This window comes from Bacteroidales bacterium (genome assembly GCA_022647615.1).
Classification (GTDB): Bacteria; Bacteroidota; Bacteroidia; order Bacteroidales; family UBA932; genus Egerieousia.
On sequence record JALCKZ010000001.1, the window covers coordinates 859,218 to 875,435 of the forward strand.

Consider the following 16,218-nt stretch of genomic DNA (forward strand, 5'->3'; position numbering starts at 1 on the left):
CGGAGCCTTGTAATGAGTTGAAAATAAAGCTATTAACATTTTTAAAGGCGATGAAACATCAACCTGCGTATCCTTTCTTTGCTGTCGTGAAACAAGCCGGCAAGTTGGGCGTATGTACAGCGCGCGTTGTGAAACAGATATTTTATCAACTCATCCGATTCTGACAAAGTGAGGTCACTTATAGAGGCTGAATTGTGAAAATGGCTGGTAATATATGAGTTAGCAAGCTCTATTAATTCTCGCACAGGTGTCAGATTCCAGTTCTTTTTCTCATCTTCAATTTTCTTCCTGACAGATTCCGGCATAAATTTTATGAATTTCAGGAACTCCTCTTTATTTGCAAACTGATTGTCAATAAGGCTTGTATCCATTTTGACATATTCAAGCAGTTTGGTCCGAATGATATCTTTATTGTTAAAATGTAAATTTGCAGAGGACCATCTATAGGAGCGGAAGTCTTCACATATCCCTGCAACAACCGGATTATTAAGGATATATGATGACATCTCCAAAATATCTCTTTCCGTATATTGTGGCGAACTCAAGAAAGGGGTGCTGAACAATTTGTTTGAACGATGGTGTTTTTTGTTGTGCCACAGGCTGTAGGTGCGTAAAAATGTGGACATTAGTTTTGTAATGTTTTCCGTTCTAACCAGCAGGTGGCAATGGTTAGTCATAATGCAAAACTCCAGCAGTGAACTTGCATTTTTCTCCAGCGCTTTCTGCAGGTACTTCAAAAGCACAATGTAATCCTCATCATCATAAAATACTGTATCTCTGCTGTTTCCCCTAAATGCAACATGCAATACTCCCGCTTGTACTCTCTTAAATCTCTCCATATCTATATTTTAATTATTGTTATTCTATCAGTTGGATTTACTGTTATTCTATTATTGGAATCTGCTGTTATTCTATCAGTTGGATTTACTGTTATTCTATTATTGGAATCTGCTGTTATTCTATCAGTTGGATTACTGTTATTCTATTATTGGAATCTGCTGTTATTCTATCAGTTGGATTTACTGTTATTCTATTATTGGAATTTACTGTTATTCCGGCGTTGGGATTCATTTGCATTACGTTGCTGTAATGTTGTGGCTTTTAATATGTTGTAATGTAATAGCTGTTTTTGTATTTTCATTGAATGATTTGCTTTTGCTGCAGCAAAGTTAGAGTGCCATTTTAACAATCGCGTGCCAAATTCACAAAAGTTTCATGGCCTATGAAAAGTGCAAGTGCGTAATTATCAAATTGTTCCAGACGTGCGTTGGGGCTAAAAGCGGCTAACGCAAGGCTAGAACATGCTGATAATCAAAAAAATAACTTTTTTAAAGGCGATAAAATTGACGAATCAGTATTGATTTCCAAACATTGAGTAGTAGAGGGCATCAAATGAGCCTTCTTGGTAGAGGACTACCAGCTCTTCTACCTGCCGGTCCGCTCCAAATTTGTCATAAGGCTTTTTCAAATCTGAGCCAAACATGCGGGCAACCAATTGCCAGAATCCGGCGGAAAGACGTCCGCGATACTGTCTTATTATGTAAAATGATGTTCTTCCTAATTCTCTGTCTATAAGCTTCATAAGTAGCTGGCCTTGTGATATTGTCAGATTCCTCATAGGCTTTTCAAATTGTTTGAACAGTTTGTCCTGGTACATTTTTATGTACTCATCTTTTTCCCGCCTGCTGAAATTTGATACGGCAAGAACGCTATCTGCCTCATGGATTATCCCTCTGGCCTGCAAAGCATAAGGGTAAACTTTTTTGAAGTTCCAAACCAGCCTGCGGTACTCTCTCCAAACTTTTGCTTTGTACCATTTGCGTACGGTCTCAAATTTAAATACCGGGGGAAGCCAGTCAATGAAAGTTGTATCTCCCTTTTCATCAACATTGTAATACATAACCGCCCATTCTGAACTCCCCTTATATAGAGCTCTATCCTTTTCTACTTTCTCCCATAGCTTAGCTCTAATCTTGTCGTCGGCCTCTCTCTTTTTGATGCGGGCGGCAATGGCATCCTTGTCCTCCTTGAGCTCTTTGTTCATCATGTCTCCGGACGGGTTAACTTGCTGATTCCCGTAAGTTGTTGTGCCAAAGAGAGATTTAGGGTGGGATAGCTGAGGGTTTACGTTCTCGTTGCCGTTTTTAATTTTCTCATTTCTGTTGTTTTGGGCGCACAAAGTTTTTCCTCCCGATAGCAAAATTGCTCCGGTTAGAAATATTGTGCAGCAGCAGCGGCTGAAAACTGTCGAGATAAAAGAAATATCTCTCTCTATTTTTGTCCCCTCCATAATGCTTTCCATCCACGATTGACCTGCAAAACTAATGCAAAAGTTGTATATTTGTCAATTCAATTGCACTTAACGTATAAATGCACTGATACTTTTTTACTGCATGCTTCAATCTTTTTTTGCGGTTGAAGTGGCGTTTTTAACCTGATACTTAATTTGTTTTAAATGTACAACTTCTTCAATTTTCAAGGCTTTACTCCGTGGTCTTTTTTTGTGGACATGGGTATGATATTCGGCCTTATTCTGGTCGGCAAGCTAATCAGAGTCAAAGTAAAACTAGTTCAAAAACTTTTTGTTCCGCCTAGTTTAATTGCTGGTCTTCTTGGACTTGCGTTTGGTCCAAACGGTCTTGGGTGGCTTCCTTTTTCAAATAATTTGGCCTCCTATGCGGCAGTTATGATTGCGCTTGTATTTGGCTCCCTTCCGCTTTCCTCTCCAAAATCCTCTGTAAAAGAGGTTGTTACAAGAGTAGGGCCTATGTGGGTTTATGCTCAGATAGGAATGTTGGTGCAGTGGGGAATCATGGGACTTTTTGGCCTTTATGTGCTTAATTTGATATGGCCCGATTTGAACAGCGCCTTTGGTGCTATGCTCCCGACAGGTTTTTATGGCGGTCACGGGACTGCTGCAGCAATTGGCGGGGCATTCAAGAATATGGGATGGGATGATGCCATGAGTCTTGGAATGACAACTGCAACGGTTGGAGTTGTTCTTGCAATTGTCGGCGGGCTTGTTATCATCAAGCATGCGGCAAGGAAAAACCAAACCGCGTTTATCACTGATTTTAAAGACCTTCCAAACGAACTGCGTACGGGGCTTCTTCCAAAAGGCAAAAGAGATGACGTTGGAGAAAGCACAACTTCTTCTATATCTATCGAGACCTTGACATTCCATTTTGCTCTTGTATTTTTTGTTGCATTTTTAGGATATGTTTTGAGCGTGGCGGTTAAAAATTGGTGCAGCGGAATGCAGCCTCCTTATAATAATATGGAGCTTCCCGTATTTTCATGCGCCTTCATTGCCGGCTTGATATTCAAGAAGATATTTGATAGAACAGGTGTTACTGATTATATATGCCCAAAGACAACGCAGCGTATAGGAAGTTTCTTTACGGACTTGCTTGTTGCCTGCGGAGTTGCATCCATAAAGCTTGCTGTTATTGTTAAATTCTGGGTACCGCTTGTAGTTATGCTGGTTGTTGGTACCGTTGTAGTTTATGCAATCACATTTTACTTTGGAAGACATCTTTCTCACAACTACTGGTTTGAGCGCTCAATCTTTGCATGGGGCTGGTGGACAGGTACTATGGCAATGGGTATTGCGCTGGAAAGAATAGTAGATCCGGAGATGAAGAGCAAGACCATGGATGACTATGCGCTTGCATATCTGCCAATTGCGCCGGTGGAAATCATTTTAATTACTTTGGTCCCGATAGCCTTTACTGCGGGCTGGGGGAATTGGCTGATGTGGGCATGCTTGATATTCAGTGCGTTGCTGTTGTGGCTGGCGTTTAAGATGAAGTGGTGGAGTAAAAAAGCGGTGATAAAATAATCTGTCGGGAATACGATATATGATGAGTGAAATCGGAAAATATTTATTGATAGCAGCAACAGTAGTGCTTTGCAGTTGCGGCGGAAATCAAAGTGCTACAGCGCAGAGTTCTAAGAGCGCAAAAAATGCGAAAAATGTAAAAAGCGCTGTAACGGAACAATCTGTCGCTGAGACAACTGCACCAAAACCTAAAAGTTTGCCGATACCCGGGGCGCCAAAGCATAACGCATATAATTTATCTGATGCGCAGTACTATGTGCTTGCGGACAGTGTGCATAATTATGTGGTATCCTTTGATACTCACAATGATACGGCGACGTATATGATGCATCCCAACGGTGAGTATACAGTTCCAAAGGGACAGGTTTCTTTTGCGCTGATGAAGAAGGGAGGATTGGACGCTGCATTTTTTGCAGTTTACCTGGAGCAGGGGCCGTGGAAAAATAAGAAGTCATTGGACTCCGCATACCATTATTGCAAAAGCGAACTGCTTTCATGGAAAAAGTATGTTACCACAAAAAAGAGCGATGTTGCCGGAATGGCCTACACTCCCCAGGATGTGTTAAAGCTTAAGGCTCAGGGGAAAAGGGCTGTTATTCTTGCAATTGAAAATGGTTATCCTCTTGGTGATGACGTAAATAGGGTAGATGAATTTTTTAAGATAGGTGTAAGATATATAACCTTAAGCCACAATGCTGCAAACCAAGTTTGCGATGGTTCAAGAGAGTGGAAAACTGCCTGCTGGCACGGAGTTTCACCTTTTGGATACAAAGTTATTGAGCGGATGGAGAAACTGGGAATGATAGTTGACATTTCTCATGTTTCCTCTGAAGCGCTAAAAGATGTGCTTAAGGTTGCCAAGGCTCCAGTGATAGCTTCGCACTCTGCGTGTAGGGCTTTAAAGCCTTCCCAGCGGAGAGACTTAACTGATGAGGAGATTAAGATGATTGCCGCAAACGGCGGTGTTGTTCAGATTGGAACAGGAAGATTTTTCCTATCTGATGACCTGCCTGCACATAAGGTTGGCGTTGCGGTTCTGGCAAATCACATTGACCATGTTAAAAATTTGGTAGGTCCTCAGTATGTGGGACTTGGAACAGATTTTGACGGCGGCGGCGGAGTTGTCGGGATGGATAATGCCGGGCAGATGAAGAATTTAACGGTGGAGCTTTTAAAGAGAGGCTGGACAACTGATGAATTGCAAATGTTCTGGGGCGGAAACCTTATGCGCGTCTGGAATAAATGTATTGAAGTCAGTTCAAAGCTCAATGCTGCTAAGCAAAAATAACCTGTCGGGATTTGTATAAAGATTTCCAAAAAAGGGGATTTTAAAAAATTTGCAAATTTGTAACTCAATGAAAATGGCGGTGTTGACCGTCATTTTTTTTTGTCCAAAATGCATTAAAAAAAACTGAAAAAAGTTTGCACATTGAATAAATTATTATACCTTTGAACCCCAATACTCTGGCTCCGTTACAACTAAAGTATTGAAAATTAATAAGATAAAGCAATGTTACAACCAAAGAAAACCAAATTCAGAAGATGGCAGAAGGGCCGCATGAAAGGTGTAGCCCACAGAGGTAGTCAGCTTGCCTTTGGTTCATTCGGCATTAAGACCTTGGAGTCTTGCTGGATGACAGGTCAGCAAATAGAGGCTGCACGTCAGGCAGTTGTCCGTTATATGAAACGTGAAGGAAACGTATGGATCCGCATATTTCCGGATAAGCCTTATACAAGAAAACCTGCCGAAGTCCGTATGGGTAAAGGAAAAGGAAATCCTGAGGGATTTGTTGCACCTGTTACGCCAGGAAGAATGTTAATAGAAGTTGAAGGTGTTCCCGTAGAGGTTGCCAGAGAGGCGCTTAGACTTGGAGCCCAGAAATTGCCCGTCTCTACAAAGTTTGTTGTAAGAAGGGATTACGTTAAACAATAATTGGAGATATTACCATGAAAACAAAAGAAATACGCGAAATGTCAGAGAAGGATCTGAGGGAGCGCATAGAGACCAGCAGAGGTTCTCTTAACCAGATGCTTCTTAATCACGCAGTCTCTCCATTAGAGGATACGTCTCAAATTAAGAAAGCAAAAAAGGATATTACAAAGATGCTCACTGTTCTTAGTGAGATTGAGAATAAAAAACAATCTAAGTAATGGAAAGAAAGCTAAGGAAAGTCAGAGTAGGTGTAGTGGTTAGCAACAAGATGGACAAATCCATAGTAGTTGCAGTAAAAACTAAGGAAATGCACCCTATTTACGGCAAGTTCGTAAATAAAACCACAAAGTTTGTAGCGCATGATGAGAAGAACGAATGTTCAGAAGGCGATACCGTAAAAATTATGGAGACTCGTCCTTTGAGCAAGACAAAGCGCTGGAGATTAGTAGAAATTGTTGAAAAAGTTAAATAACCATGATACAGCAGGAATCAAGATTAATGGTAGCCGACAACAGCGGAGCAAAGGAAGTTCTTTGCATTCGCGTGCTGGGAGGAACAAAGCGCCGTTATGCCGGTGTTGGAGATAAGATAGTTGTTGCGGTAAAGAGCGCAATCCCTGGAGCAGATGCCAAGAAGGGTTCTGTTTCCAAGGCAGTTGTTGTAAGAACAAAGAAAGAGGTCCGCAGACCGGACGGTTCTTATATCAGATTTGACGAGAACGCCTGCGTCCTTTTGGACAGCCAGGGAGAAGTCAGAGGTACGCGTATTTTTGGCCCGGTAGCCAGAGAGCTTCGCGACAACTTTATGAAGATTGTTTCACTTGCCCCGGAGGTACTATAATAATAAGGAGGGTATAATAATGAATGTAAAACTACACATTAAGAAAGGCGATACGGTCTTTGTAAACTCTGGAAACGATAGAGGCAAGCAGGGTAAAGTGCTAGCAGTTAATAAGGCTAAGATGCGTGCAGTTGTTGAGGGTCTCAACATGGTAAGCAAGCATACAAAACCAAATGCTAAGAATCCGCAGGGCGGAATTATTAAGCAGGAGGCATCTATTCACATCTCTAATTTACAGGTTGTAGATCCTGTTAAGGGTGGTCCTACAAAAATTGGCCGCCGCTTGAACGATAAAGGTAAACTTGTACGTTACGCTAAAAAGTCAGGGGAGGAAATTAAATAATGGCAGAAGAAGTAAAGAAGGAGCAGGCGCCTAAGGCAGAAGCTCCTAAGAAAGAAGCGGCTCCAAAACAGGAGAAAGCTCCTAAGGCTGCAAAACCTCAGAAAGAGGGAAAGCCTCAGAAAGAAGCTAAAGGTGGAAAGCAGGAAAAAGGTGGAGCAAAGAAAGCCGCAGCCGATCAGGTAAAACCAAAGGGCTGGGTTCCTAACCTGCAGAAACTTTATAAGGATGAAATTATAGCAAAGCTTACAAAGCAATTTGGCTATAAGACAATTATGCAAGTTCCAAAACTTCAGAAGATTACGGTTAACGAGGGTCTTGGAAGCGCAACTGCAGATAAAAAAATTGCAGAAAATGCTCAGGCAGAGTTGTCTATGATTACCGGCCAGAGAGCAATTCTTACTTACTCAAAGAAAGATATTGCAACTTTCAAATTGAGAAAGGGAATGCCTATTGGTGTTAAAGTTACTTTAAGACAGACCAAGATGTACGAGTTCATGGAGAGATTGATTAAGGTTTCTCTTCCTCGTATCAGGGACTTTAAAGGAATTGAGGAGAAGTTTGACGGAAGAGGCAACTATACTCTTGGATTAAAAGAGCAGGTTATCTTCCCCGAGATTGATATTGATAAAGTTACTAAGGTAGTTGGTATGGAAATTACTTTTGTTACCAGCACCAATAGTGATGAGGAAGCTCGCGCTCTGCTTGCAGCCTTCGGTCTTCCTTTCAAGAAGAAAGCATAACTTTTTGCAGAAAAAATTTAAAAAAAGAATATGGCAAAAGAATCAATGAAAGCGCGTGAAGTTAAGCGCGCCAAATTATGCGCCAAATATGCCGAGAAGCGTAAACAACTTAAGAAAGAGGGAAATTACGCTGCCTTGGATAAACTTCCAAAGAATTCCAGCCCGGTTAGATTACACAACCGCTGCTCTCTTACAGGAAGACCAAGAGGCTATATGCGCGTGTTCGGCATCAGCAGAATTCAATTCAGAGAGATGGCCAGCAAAGGTCTTATCCCGGGAGTGCATAAAGCTAGCTGGTAGCAGGTTACATTATTGGATATCGGGCGCCAAAATGACGCTGGTAAAGAGATTAAAAATTTAAAAAATTAAAGTAAAATGACTGATCCAATTTCAGATTATTTAACAAGAATTAGGAACGCTTATCAGGCAGGACACAAAGTTGTTGACGTTCCTTCCTCTAGAATGAAACAGGAGCTTACAAAAGTCCTTTTTGATAAAGGCTATATTTTAAGCTACAAGTTTGAAGAGGGAAAACCTGTCGGGAATATAAAGATAGCTCTTAAGTATCATCCTGATACTAAGCAGCCTGCTATCAAAAAACTAATAAGAATCAGCCGTCCGGGTCTTAGACAGTACAAGGGCGTTGCAGAGATGCCGCGCGTACTTAACGGACTTGGCGTTGCAATCCTTTCTACTTCTAAGGGTATTATTACAGACAAGGAAGCTAAGGAGCAGAACGTCGGCGGTGAAGTTTTGTGCTACATTTATTAATAGAATTATTTTTTAATTATGTCTAGAATAGGAAAATTACCTGTAAGCCTTCCCAAAGCTGTCACCGTTACGGTTGGACAGGATAATGTGGTGAAGGTTAAAGGCCCTCAAGGCGAGTTGAGCCAGAAGGTAGACCCTGATATCAAGGTCACCGTTGAGGGAGGCGTAGTGAAAGTAGAGAGACCTACAGATCAGCCGCGCCACAGATCTTTGCACGGACTTTACCGTGCTCTTATCCACAATATGGTGGTAGGAGTTTCTGAGGGATACAAAATCCAGCAGGAGCTAATAGGAGTTGGATATCGTGTAGAAGCTCAAGGTCAGCTTTTAAAGTTCAGCCTTGGTTATTCTCACGATATTTATTTTCAGCTTCCCGATGAGGTTAAAGCTGAGGTTCCTCAAGTTAAGAAGGGTGCAAACCCTGTATTAATTCTTAGAAGCTGTGACAAGCAGCTGGTTGGCATGATTGCGGCAAAGATTCGTTCATTCCGCAGACCGGAGCCTTATAAGGGCAAGGGTATCAAGTATGAGGGTGAGTACATCCGCAGAAAGGCCGGTAAGACAGCAGCAGCTAAATAACAGGAGGAGAGATTATGAATAAGACAGAAAGAAGACAGAGAATACGTTACCGCATCCGCAGAAATGTTTCCGGAACTGCAGAGAAACCAAGGATGAGCGTATTTAGAAGCAATAAGCAAATCTATGTGCAGTTCATAGATGACCAGAAGGGCGTGACACTAGCTGCCGCTTCCTCTATGGATAAGGCGATTGCGCCTCAGACAAAGGGAAAGACCAGCGTAGAAGTTGCAGCTCTTGTAGGCGCTGCAGCCGCTCAAGCAGCTGTTGCAAAGGGAATTAAAGAGGTCGCATTTGACCGCGGAGGTTACCTTTATCACGGAAGAGTTAAAAGTTTGGCAGATGCCGCACGCAAAGGCGGACTTAAATTCTAATTATTATGGCAGAGAATAACAACGATAAAGAGAAAAGAGTTAGAACTACAGATCTGGAATTAAAAGACAGATTGGTTGCAGTTAGAAGAGTTACAAAGGTGACCAAGGGAGGCCGCCACTTCAGCTTTGCTGCCATAGTAGTTGTTGGAGATGAGAAAGGTGTTGTAGGCTACGGTCTGGGAAAGGCTAATGAGGTCACGACAGCTATCTCCAAAGGAATAGAGGACGCTAAGAAGAATCTTGTAAAGGTTCCTCTTAACAAGGAGACAATTCCTCATGAGCAAGTTGCAAAATTTGGTGGTGCAGAGGTCTTTATGAAACCTGCAGCTCCAGGAACCGGAGTAAAGGCCGGAGGTGCAATGCGTGCTGTGTTTGAGTCAGTTGGCGTACACGACGTCCTTGCAAAATCTAAAGGTTCATCAAACCCTCACAACCTTGTAAAGGCTACAATTGGCGCTCTTGCTCAGATGAGAGATGCTTACACCGTTGCAGGCGTTAGAGGTGTTCCAATGAAGAATGTATTTAACGGATAGGAGATTTGGAAGATGGCTAAAGTTAGAATTACACAAACTATAAGCAGAAACGGTGCAACAAAAAGACAAATTGCAACGCTTTACGCTTTAGGAATCAGAAGAATTCATCATTCCGTAGAAGTTGAACTTAATCCTGTTAACAAGGGAATGATTGAGAAAGTTCGTCACCTTGTTACAATAGAGGATATTAAATAGGAGATTTTAAGATGAAACTACATACATTAAAACCCGCAAAGGGTGCCCTAGGAAGGCATAAGAGAATAGGACGCGGAGAAGGTTCCGGACACGGCGGCACTTCCACACGCGGTATGAACGGTGCTAAACAGCGCAGCGGCTACCACGATAAGATTGGATTCCAGGGAGGTCAGATGCCAATCCAGAGACAACTTCCAAAGTTCGGTTTTAACAACCCTAAAAAGATTGAGTATAAGGTTATTAACCTGTCCTCTCTACAAACGCTTAGTGAAAAGCTTAAGGTTACCGCAATTAACAAGGAGACTCTTATTGAGAATGGACTTGTTTCCAAGAAAGATCTTGTAAAGATTCTTGGCAACGGAGAACTTAAAGCAAAGCTGGATGTTACGGCAAATGCTTTCTCAAAGTCAGCTAAAGAGAAAATTGAGGCTGCAAAAGGAACTGCAACTGTAATAAAGTAAAATAATGAAGAGACTAATTGAAACTATAAAGAACATTTTCAAGATAGAGGAACTGAAAAAGAGGATAATCTATACGCTTCTTCTTTTGCTGGTTTATCGTCTGGGAAGCTTTGTAGTAATGCCCGGCATCGACCCGTCTTTGATTGCCAATTCAGATTTGGCTGCAAAGACTTCAGAGGGTCTTCTTGGCTTGCTGAATATGTTTTCCGGAGGTGCTTTTGGAAATGCTTCAATCTTTGCGCTGGGTGTAATGCCTTACATCTCCGCATCAATTGTCCTTCAGCTGCTTGGAATTATGATCCCTTACTTCCAGAAAATGCAGAGAGAAGGGGAGAGCGGAAGAAGAAAGATGAACCAATGGACCAGATATCTGACCATTGTTATTCTGGCAGTACAGGCACCTGCTTATCTAACTAGTTTGCACACAACGCTTCCGGAAGATGCATTTTTACTTCACGGATTTTCATTCACGCTGTTCGCAACAATGGTGTTGATTGGCGGTACAATATTTATTATGTGGCTCGGCGAAAGAATTACAGATAGAGGTCTTGGAAACGGAATATCATTAATCATCATGGTTGGTATCGTTGCAAGGCTTCCATATGCACTTGCTGCTGAGGTTGGTACAAGAGCTAATGCTACAACGGGAGGCATCTTGATGCTGATAGTTGAGCTCATTTTCTTGTTCCTTGTTTTTGCCGCAACAATTGCACTTGTTCAGGGAACCCGCAAAGTTCCGGTACAGTATGCAAAAAGAATCGTAGGCAACAAGCAGTACGGTGGCGTAAGACAGTATATTCCTTTAAAGATTAATGCTGCCGGCGTTATGCCAATCATCTTTGCCCAGGCATTGATGTTGTTCCCGCTGTTGTTCTCAAGATTTGATGCAACCCGCGGACTTGCAGCTACTATGAGCGACTATAAAGGATTCTGGTACAACTTGGTATTTGGATTCTTGATTGTGATATTTACTTATTTCTATACCGCAGTCACTGTAAATCCTACCATGATGGCAGAGGATATGAAGAGAAACGGAGGTTTTATTCCTGGAGTTAAGCCGGGCAAGAAAACTGTTGATTATCTGGATAGTATAATGTCACGCATTACGCTTCCGGGTTCATTTTTCCTGGCAATTGTCGGAATTATGCCTGCGTTTGCAATGATACTTGGAATTAACAACCAGTTTGCACAATTCTATGGAGGAACAAGCTTGCTGATTGTTGTTGGAGTTATCCTTGATACATTGCAGCAGATTGAGAGTTATTTGTTAATGAGGCACTATGACGGACTTATGAAAACGGGACGTCTGAAAGGCCGTACTAATTTTTAGAGAAACCCGGAAGGGGTTAGGATGATACATTATAAAACCTTAGAAGAGATAGAGATTCTTAAAGAGAATGCAATCTTGGTTTCCAAGACTTTGGCCGAGGTGGGCAAGGCCGTGGCTCCCGGAGTTAAAACAAAAACTCTGGACAAGCTTGCGGAAGAGTTCATCAGGGACAACGGGGCAATTCCCGGTTTTCTTGGTTATGACGGTTTTCCCGGAACGCTGTGCCTGTCAGTGAATGACGTTGTGGTTCACGGTTTTCCAAGCGAGTATGAGCTAAAAGAGGGAGACATTATTTCCGTAGATTGCGGCACTATCTATAAAGGGTTTTTTGGAGATTCAGCTTATACTTTTCCTGTTGGAGAAGTTGATGCAGAGACGGCATTGCTTCTTAAGACAACTGAGGAGTCCTTGTATTTAGGTGCTGCTCAGGCAATTGACGGAAACAGGATTGGAGATATAGGCAACGCGGTTCAGCAACATTGTGAGTCTCAGGGATTTTCTGTCGTGAGAGAAATGGTCGGCCATGGCATTGGAAAAGATATGCATGAAGATCCGATGGTTCCAAACTACGGAAAACCGGGGACAGGCAAGAAGCTGAGAGAAGGGATGGTAATTTGCATTGAGCCAATGATAAATGCCGGAGTTAAAGAGGTTTACATCCAGGATAATGACTGGGGTGTTGCCACGGCGGACGGCAAGAAATCTGCTCACTTTGAATTTACTGTCGCAGTAAAAAAAGGAAAGCCGCAAATCCTGACCACTTACGACTACATTAACAAATTAAAGAATAAAAATTAGCGTATGTCAAAACAAGAGGCAATAGAGAAAGACGGAACAATTCTGGAGGCGCTGTCCAATGCAATGTTCAAAGTTGAACTGGATAACGGCCCTGTTATTATTGCGCACATCTCCGGAAAGATGAGAATGCATTACATTAAGATTCTTCCGGGAGATAGAGTAAAAGTTGAGATGTCTCCTTATGATTTGACTAAAGGAAGAATTTCATTCAGATATAAATAACTCTGTAAGAATAAATTATAAAATTATAATACGATGAAAGTTAAAGCATCAATTAAGAAGCGCAGTGAAGATTGCAAAATTGTAAGACGTAAAGGACGTGTTTACATCATCTGCAAAAAAACTCCTAAGTTTAAAATGCGCCAGGGTTAGCAGTTGCTGATTCCTGAAAGTGAATTTGTAATTAATAAAACAAAAGTAAACAATAGATTATGGCACGTATAGCCGGAGTAGATTTACCAAAAAACAAAAGGGGAGAGATAGGTCTGACCTATATCTTCGGAATTGGTCGCAAGTCTGCCAAAAAAATCCTTGAGAGTAATCACATTGATGTGAATACCAAGGTGCAAGATTGGACAGATGACCAAATTGCTGCAATCAGACAAACTATTGCAGCAGACTATAAGATTGAGGGCGAGCTTAGAACCGCAACTCAATTAAACATTAAACGTCTTATGGACATCGGATGCTACAGAGGCATTCGCCATAGACTAGGACTGCCTGTCAGAGGGCAAAGCACAAAAAACAATGCTCGTACCAGAAAGGGTAAGAAGAAGACAGTAGCTAATAAGAAGAAAGCAACTAAATAAAGGCAGTTAGATTATGGCAAAGAAAGTTGTTACAAATAAAAAGAGAGTTGTTAAAGTAGAAGCTCTGGGCCAGGCTCATATCACTTCTACATTCAACAATGTGATTGTAACCTTGACCAATCTTAAGGGTCAGGTTATAAGCTGGTCTTCTGCCGGCAAGATGGGTTTCAGAGGATCTAAGAAAAATACTCCTTATGCTGCTCAGGTTGCAGCAGAGGATTGTGCCAAAGCTGCGTTTGACGCAGGATTGCGCAAGGTTAAGGCTTATGTAAAAGGCCCCGGCGCAGGAAGAGAATCTGCAATTAGAACAATTCACAATGCGGGAATAGAAGTAGCTGAAATTATAGACGTTACGCCACTTCCTCACAACGGCTGCAGACCAAAGGGCCGCCGCAGAGTTTAACTGATAAAACGTAAAAGATTATGGCAAGATATACTGGACCAAAAACAAAAATTGCCCGCAAATTTGGCGAGCCAATTTACGGTGCTGATAAGAGCTTTGAGAAGAAGAACTGCCCTCCGGGACAGCACGGCATGGCTAAGAAGAGAAAGAAAGTCTCTGAGTACGGCACTCAGTTAAAAGAGAAAGAAAAAGTTAAATATACATACGGAGTATTGGAGAGACAATTCCGCAATCTGTTTACAGCAGCTTCCAAGATGAAGGGAATCACCGGTATCAATTTGCTGATGCTTCTGGAGTCAAGATTGGATAACGTTGTTTACAGACTTGGCATTGCTCCTACGCGCGCAGCTGCAAGACAGCTTGTTAGCCACCGTCACATTGTTCTTAACGGAACTGTAGCAAGCATTCCTTCTACACACGTTAAACCTGGTGATGTTGTAGGTGTAAGAGAGAGATCCAAGAGCATGGAAGTTATTCAGAGCGCTATTGCCGCCAATCCTGCAAAATATTCTTGGCTAGAATGGAATTCAGACACTTTAAGCGGTAAATTCTTAAATTTGCCTGAGAGAACGGAAATTCCGGAGACCATTAATGAACAGCTCATCGTCGAGTTGTACTCTAAGTAGTAACGAGTTTTAACTGAAAAATTAAATTTAAAAATATGGCAATATTAGCATTTCAAAAACCGGACAAGGTAATAATGCTGGAGTCCACGGATACCTTTGGAAAATTCGAATTTAGGCCTTTGGAGCCTAGGTATGGAATTACCATTGGCAATGCGCTTAGACGTGTGTTGTTATCTTCACTGGAAGGCTTTGCAATCACCTCCGTTAAAATAGAGGGAGTTGATCATGAGTTTGCCACTATCCACGGTGTGATTGAGGGGGTTATAGACATTATTCTTAATCTTAAGAAAGTAAGATTTAAGAGAATGGTAGAGAGCGAGGATGGAGAGACCGTTTCTATCACAGTCAGCGGAAAGAAAGAGATGACCGCAGAGGACATCTCCAAGAGCCTTACATCATTCAAGGTTCTTAATCCACAGCAGCACATCTGCTTTATGGAGGAATCCGTAAAGATTAAGATGACTTTGACTATTGGCAAAGGCAGAGGCTGGGTTCCGGCAGAGGAAAATAAGGATGAAAATGCTCCGGCAGGGACAATCCCAATTGATTCCATATATACTCCAATCGTAAATGTCAAATACACGGTAGCACCATGCCGTATAGCACAAAAGACAGATTATGAGAGTCTTAATATAGAAATCACGACAGATGGCTCTATTCAGCCAAAGGAGGCTTTGAAGGAAGCTGCAAAGATTCTTATCTATCACTTCATGCTATTCTCAGATGAGAAGATGTCATTTGAGCAGAGCGCGGAGAAAGAGAATTCAGAATTGGATGAGGAGACGTTGAGAATGCGTCAGCTTCTTATGAAGAAGTTAAGCGATATGGATTTGTCCGTAAGAGCGCTTAACTGCTTAAAGGCAGCTGATATTGAGACGTTTGCAGACCTTGTTTCACACCAGAAGAATGAACTTGTGAAGTTCCGTAATTTTGGAAAGAAGTCATTAACGGAAATAGAGTCTCTGATTGACAAGCACAGATTGTCATTTGGAATGGATATTTCCAAATATAACATTGATAAAAAGTAGAAGACATGAGACACAATAAGAAAGTAAATCATCTTGGCCGTCAGAGCGGACACCGTAAGGCGATGCTTGCTAATATGGCTTCTTCATTGCTTCTTCACAAGAGAATAGAAACTACTCTTGCAAAGGCTAAAGCATTGAGAGTCTATGTAGAACCTCTGATTACCAAGAGCAAAACAGACGATACAAATTCACGCCGTGTCACCTTCAGCTATTTAAAGCAGAAGGAGGCTGTAACAGAGTTGTTTAGAGTTATTGCTCCTAAAATTGCAGAGCGTCCGGGCGGATACACCCGTATTCTGAAGACTTCATACAGAGCAGGAGATGCTGCTGAGATGGCTATTATAGAATTGGTTGACTTCAATGAGGCTGCTCTTGAGAGTGCAAAGAAAGAGAGCGGAGAGAAGAAGACTACACGTCGTAGCCGCGCAAAGAAAACTGCAGAACCTGCAGCTCCAAAAGCTGAGGCTCCTAAGGCAGAAGCTCCAAAAGCTGCTGCTCCAAAGGCTGAAGAGAAGAAATAATTGGATATTTCCCTGCGGAGAAAGACCAACGGGGAATATTGATAATCAATTAATTAAAAAAGATGTCCTCCATTACGGAGGACATCTTTTTTAATT

Annotated in this window: 26 protein-coding genes; 24 read left to right on the forward strand and 2 right to left on the reverse strand. The window is 41.9% G+C overall.

Features of this window, described 5'->3' with window-relative positions:
• Positions 1-41: 41 nt before the first annotated feature.
• Both LKM37_03685 and LKM37_03690 read right to left on the reverse strand, forming a co-directional pair.
• Positions 42-839 carry a transposase gene (locus LKM37_03685; protein MCI1720108.1) on the reverse strand — a complete coding sequence of 266 codons (798 nt, stop codon included), beginning with the start codon at positions 837-839 and terminating at the stop codon, positions 42-44.
• 512 nt (positions 840-1,351) lie between these two features.
• The gene (locus LKM37_03690; GenBank protein MCI1720109.1) at positions 1,352-2,302 is read right to left on the reverse strand and encodes a DUF4294 domain-containing protein; all 951 of its coding nucleotides are present in this window, start codon (positions 2,300-2,302) and stop codon (positions 1,352-1,354) included.
• Positions 2,303-2,455: 153 nt separating this feature from the next.
• On the opposite strand from LKM37_03690, the gene LKM37_03695 reads away from it, so the two are divergent.
• From LKM37_03695 to rplQ, 24 genes are all read left to right on the forward strand, one after another.
• Positions 2,456-3,841, forward strand: a complete 1,386-nt coding sequence (locus LKM37_03695) for a sodium:glutamate symporter (GenBank protein ID MCI1720110.1) — start codon at positions 2,456-2,458, stop codon at positions 3,839-3,841.
• Between the two features lie 19 nt (positions 3,842-3,860).
• Positions 3,861-5,129, forward strand: a complete 1,269-nt coding sequence (locus tag LKM37_03700; GenBank protein MCI1720111.1) for a dipeptidase — start codon at positions 3,861-3,863, stop codon at positions 5,127-5,129.
• A 222-nt stretch (positions 5,130-5,351) separates the two neighbouring features.
• Positions 5,352-5,774, forward strand: coding sequence for a 50S ribosomal protein L16 (rplP, locus tag LKM37_03705; GenBank protein MCI1720112.1), 423 nt, complete (start codon positions 5,352-5,354; stop codon positions 5,772-5,774).
• Positions 5,775-5,788: 14 nt separating this feature from the next.
• On the forward strand, positions 5,789-5,992 hold the full coding sequence (gene rpmC, locus LKM37_03710; GenBank protein ID MCI1720113.1) for a 50S ribosomal protein L29: 204 nt from the start codon (positions 5,789-5,791) through the stop codon (positions 5,990-5,992).
• Positions 5,992-6,246: a 30S ribosomal protein S17 gene (rpsQ, locus tag LKM37_03715; protein ID MCI1720114.1), complete on the forward strand. Its 255-nt coding sequence runs from the start codon at positions 5,992-5,994 to the stop codon at positions 6,244-6,246. Before rpmC ends, rpsQ begins: the two co-directional genes overlap by 1 nt.
• 2 nt (positions 6,247-6,248) lie before the next feature.
• Positions 6,249-6,614 carry a 50S ribosomal protein L14 gene (rplN, locus tag LKM37_03720; GenBank protein ID MCI1720115.1) on the forward strand — a complete coding sequence of 122 codons (366 nt, stop codon included), beginning with the start codon at positions 6,249-6,251 and terminating at the stop codon, positions 6,612-6,614.
• Positions 6,615-6,633: 19 nt separating this feature from the next.
• Entirely contained in the window at positions 6,634-6,957 is a 324-nt protein-coding gene (gene rplX, locus LKM37_03725) for a 50S ribosomal protein L24 (protein ID MCI1720116.1), read from the forward strand.
• Between the two features lie 206 nt (positions 6,958-7,163).
• Positions 7,164-7,697: a 50S ribosomal protein L5 gene (rplE, locus tag LKM37_03730; protein MCI1720117.1), complete on the forward strand. Its 534-nt coding sequence runs from the start codon at positions 7,164-7,166 to the stop codon at positions 7,695-7,697.
• Positions 7,698-7,727: 30 nt separating this feature from the next.
• Positions 7,728-7,997: a 30S ribosomal protein S14 gene (gene rpsN, locus LKM37_03735; protein ID MCI1720118.1), complete on the forward strand. Its 270-nt coding sequence runs from the start codon at positions 7,728-7,730 to the stop codon at positions 7,995-7,997.
• A gap of 75 nt (positions 7,998-8,072) precedes the next feature.
• Entirely contained in the window at positions 8,073-8,468 is a 396-nt protein-coding gene (gene rpsH / locus LKM37_03740; protein MCI1720119.1) for a 30S ribosomal protein S8, read from the forward strand.
• 18 nt (positions 8,469-8,486) lie between these two features.
• On the forward strand, positions 8,487-9,047 hold the full coding sequence (rplF, locus tag LKM37_03745) for a 50S ribosomal protein L6 (GenBank protein MCI1720120.1): 561 nt from the start codon (positions 8,487-8,489) through the stop codon (positions 9,045-9,047).
• Positions 9,048-9,058: 11 nt separating this feature from the next.
• Complete coding sequence (rplR, locus tag LKM37_03750; protein MCI1720121.1) at positions 9,059-9,418, forward strand: 50S ribosomal protein L18; 360 nt, start codon at positions 9,059-9,061, stop codon at positions 9,416-9,418.
• 5 nt (positions 9,419-9,423) lie between these two features.
• Entirely contained in the window at positions 9,424-9,951 is a 528-nt protein-coding gene (rpsE, locus tag LKM37_03755; GenBank protein ID MCI1720122.1) for a 30S ribosomal protein S5, read from the forward strand.
• 12 nt (positions 9,952-9,963) lie between these two features.
• Positions 9,964-10,146, forward strand: a complete 183-nt coding sequence (gene rpmD / locus LKM37_03760) for a 50S ribosomal protein L30 (protein ID MCI1720123.1) — start codon at positions 9,964-9,966, stop codon at positions 10,144-10,146.
• 11 nt (positions 10,147-10,157) lie between these two features.
• Positions 10,158-10,607 carry a 50S ribosomal protein L15 gene (gene rplO / locus LKM37_03765; protein MCI1720124.1) on the forward strand — a complete coding sequence of 150 codons (450 nt, stop codon included), beginning with the start codon at positions 10,158-10,160 and terminating at the stop codon, positions 10,605-10,607.
• A gap of 4 nt (positions 10,608-10,611) precedes the next feature.
• Positions 10,612-11,937 carry a preprotein translocase subunit SecY gene (secY, locus tag LKM37_03770; GenBank protein ID MCI1720125.1) on the forward strand — a complete coding sequence of 442 codons (1,326 nt, stop codon included), beginning with the start codon at positions 10,612-10,614 and terminating at the stop codon, positions 11,935-11,937.
• A 21-nt stretch (positions 11,938-11,958) separates the two neighbouring features.
• Positions 11,959-12,735 (forward strand): type I methionyl aminopeptidase, encoded by a 777-nt coding sequence (gene map / locus LKM37_03775; GenBank protein ID MCI1720126.1) that lies wholly within the window; start codon positions 11,959-11,961, stop codon positions 12,733-12,735.
• 3 nt (positions 12,736-12,738) lie between these two features.
• Positions 12,739-12,957 carry a translation initiation factor IF-1 gene (infA, locus tag LKM37_03780; GenBank protein MCI1720127.1) on the forward strand — a complete coding sequence of 73 codons (219 nt, stop codon included), beginning with the start codon at positions 12,739-12,741 and terminating at the stop codon, positions 12,955-12,957.
• Between the two features lie 33 nt (positions 12,958-12,990).
• Positions 12,991-13,107 carry a 50S ribosomal protein L36 gene (gene rpmJ, locus LKM37_03785; protein MCI1720128.1) on the forward strand — a complete coding sequence of 39 codons (117 nt, stop codon included), beginning with the start codon at positions 12,991-12,993 and terminating at the stop codon, positions 13,105-13,107.
• A 56-nt stretch (positions 13,108-13,163) separates the two neighbouring features.
• Positions 13,164-13,544: a 30S ribosomal protein S13 gene (rpsM, locus tag LKM37_03790; protein ID MCI1720129.1), complete on the forward strand. Its 381-nt coding sequence runs from the start codon at positions 13,164-13,166 to the stop codon at positions 13,542-13,544.
• Positions 13,545-13,557: 13 nt separating this feature from the next.
• Positions 13,558-13,947, forward strand: coding sequence for a 30S ribosomal protein S11 (gene rpsK, locus LKM37_03795; protein MCI1720130.1), 390 nt, complete (start codon positions 13,558-13,560; stop codon positions 13,945-13,947).
• Positions 13,948-13,967: 20 nt separating this feature from the next.
• Positions 13,968-14,573: a 30S ribosomal protein S4 gene (gene rpsD, locus LKM37_03800; GenBank protein MCI1720131.1), complete on the forward strand. Its 606-nt coding sequence runs from the start codon at positions 13,968-13,970 to the stop codon at positions 14,571-14,573.
• Positions 14,574-14,608: 35 nt separating this feature from the next.
• Positions 14,609-15,601: a DNA-directed RNA polymerase subunit alpha gene (locus tag LKM37_03805; GenBank protein MCI1720132.1), complete on the forward strand. Its 993-nt coding sequence runs from the start codon at positions 14,609-14,611 to the stop codon at positions 15,599-15,601.
• Positions 15,602-15,606: 5 nt separating this feature from the next.
• Positions 15,607-16,122, forward strand: coding sequence for a 50S ribosomal protein L17 (gene rplQ / locus LKM37_03810; GenBank protein MCI1720133.1), 516 nt, complete (start codon positions 15,607-15,609; stop codon positions 16,120-16,122).
• Positions 16,123-16,218: the final 96 nt, after the last annotated feature.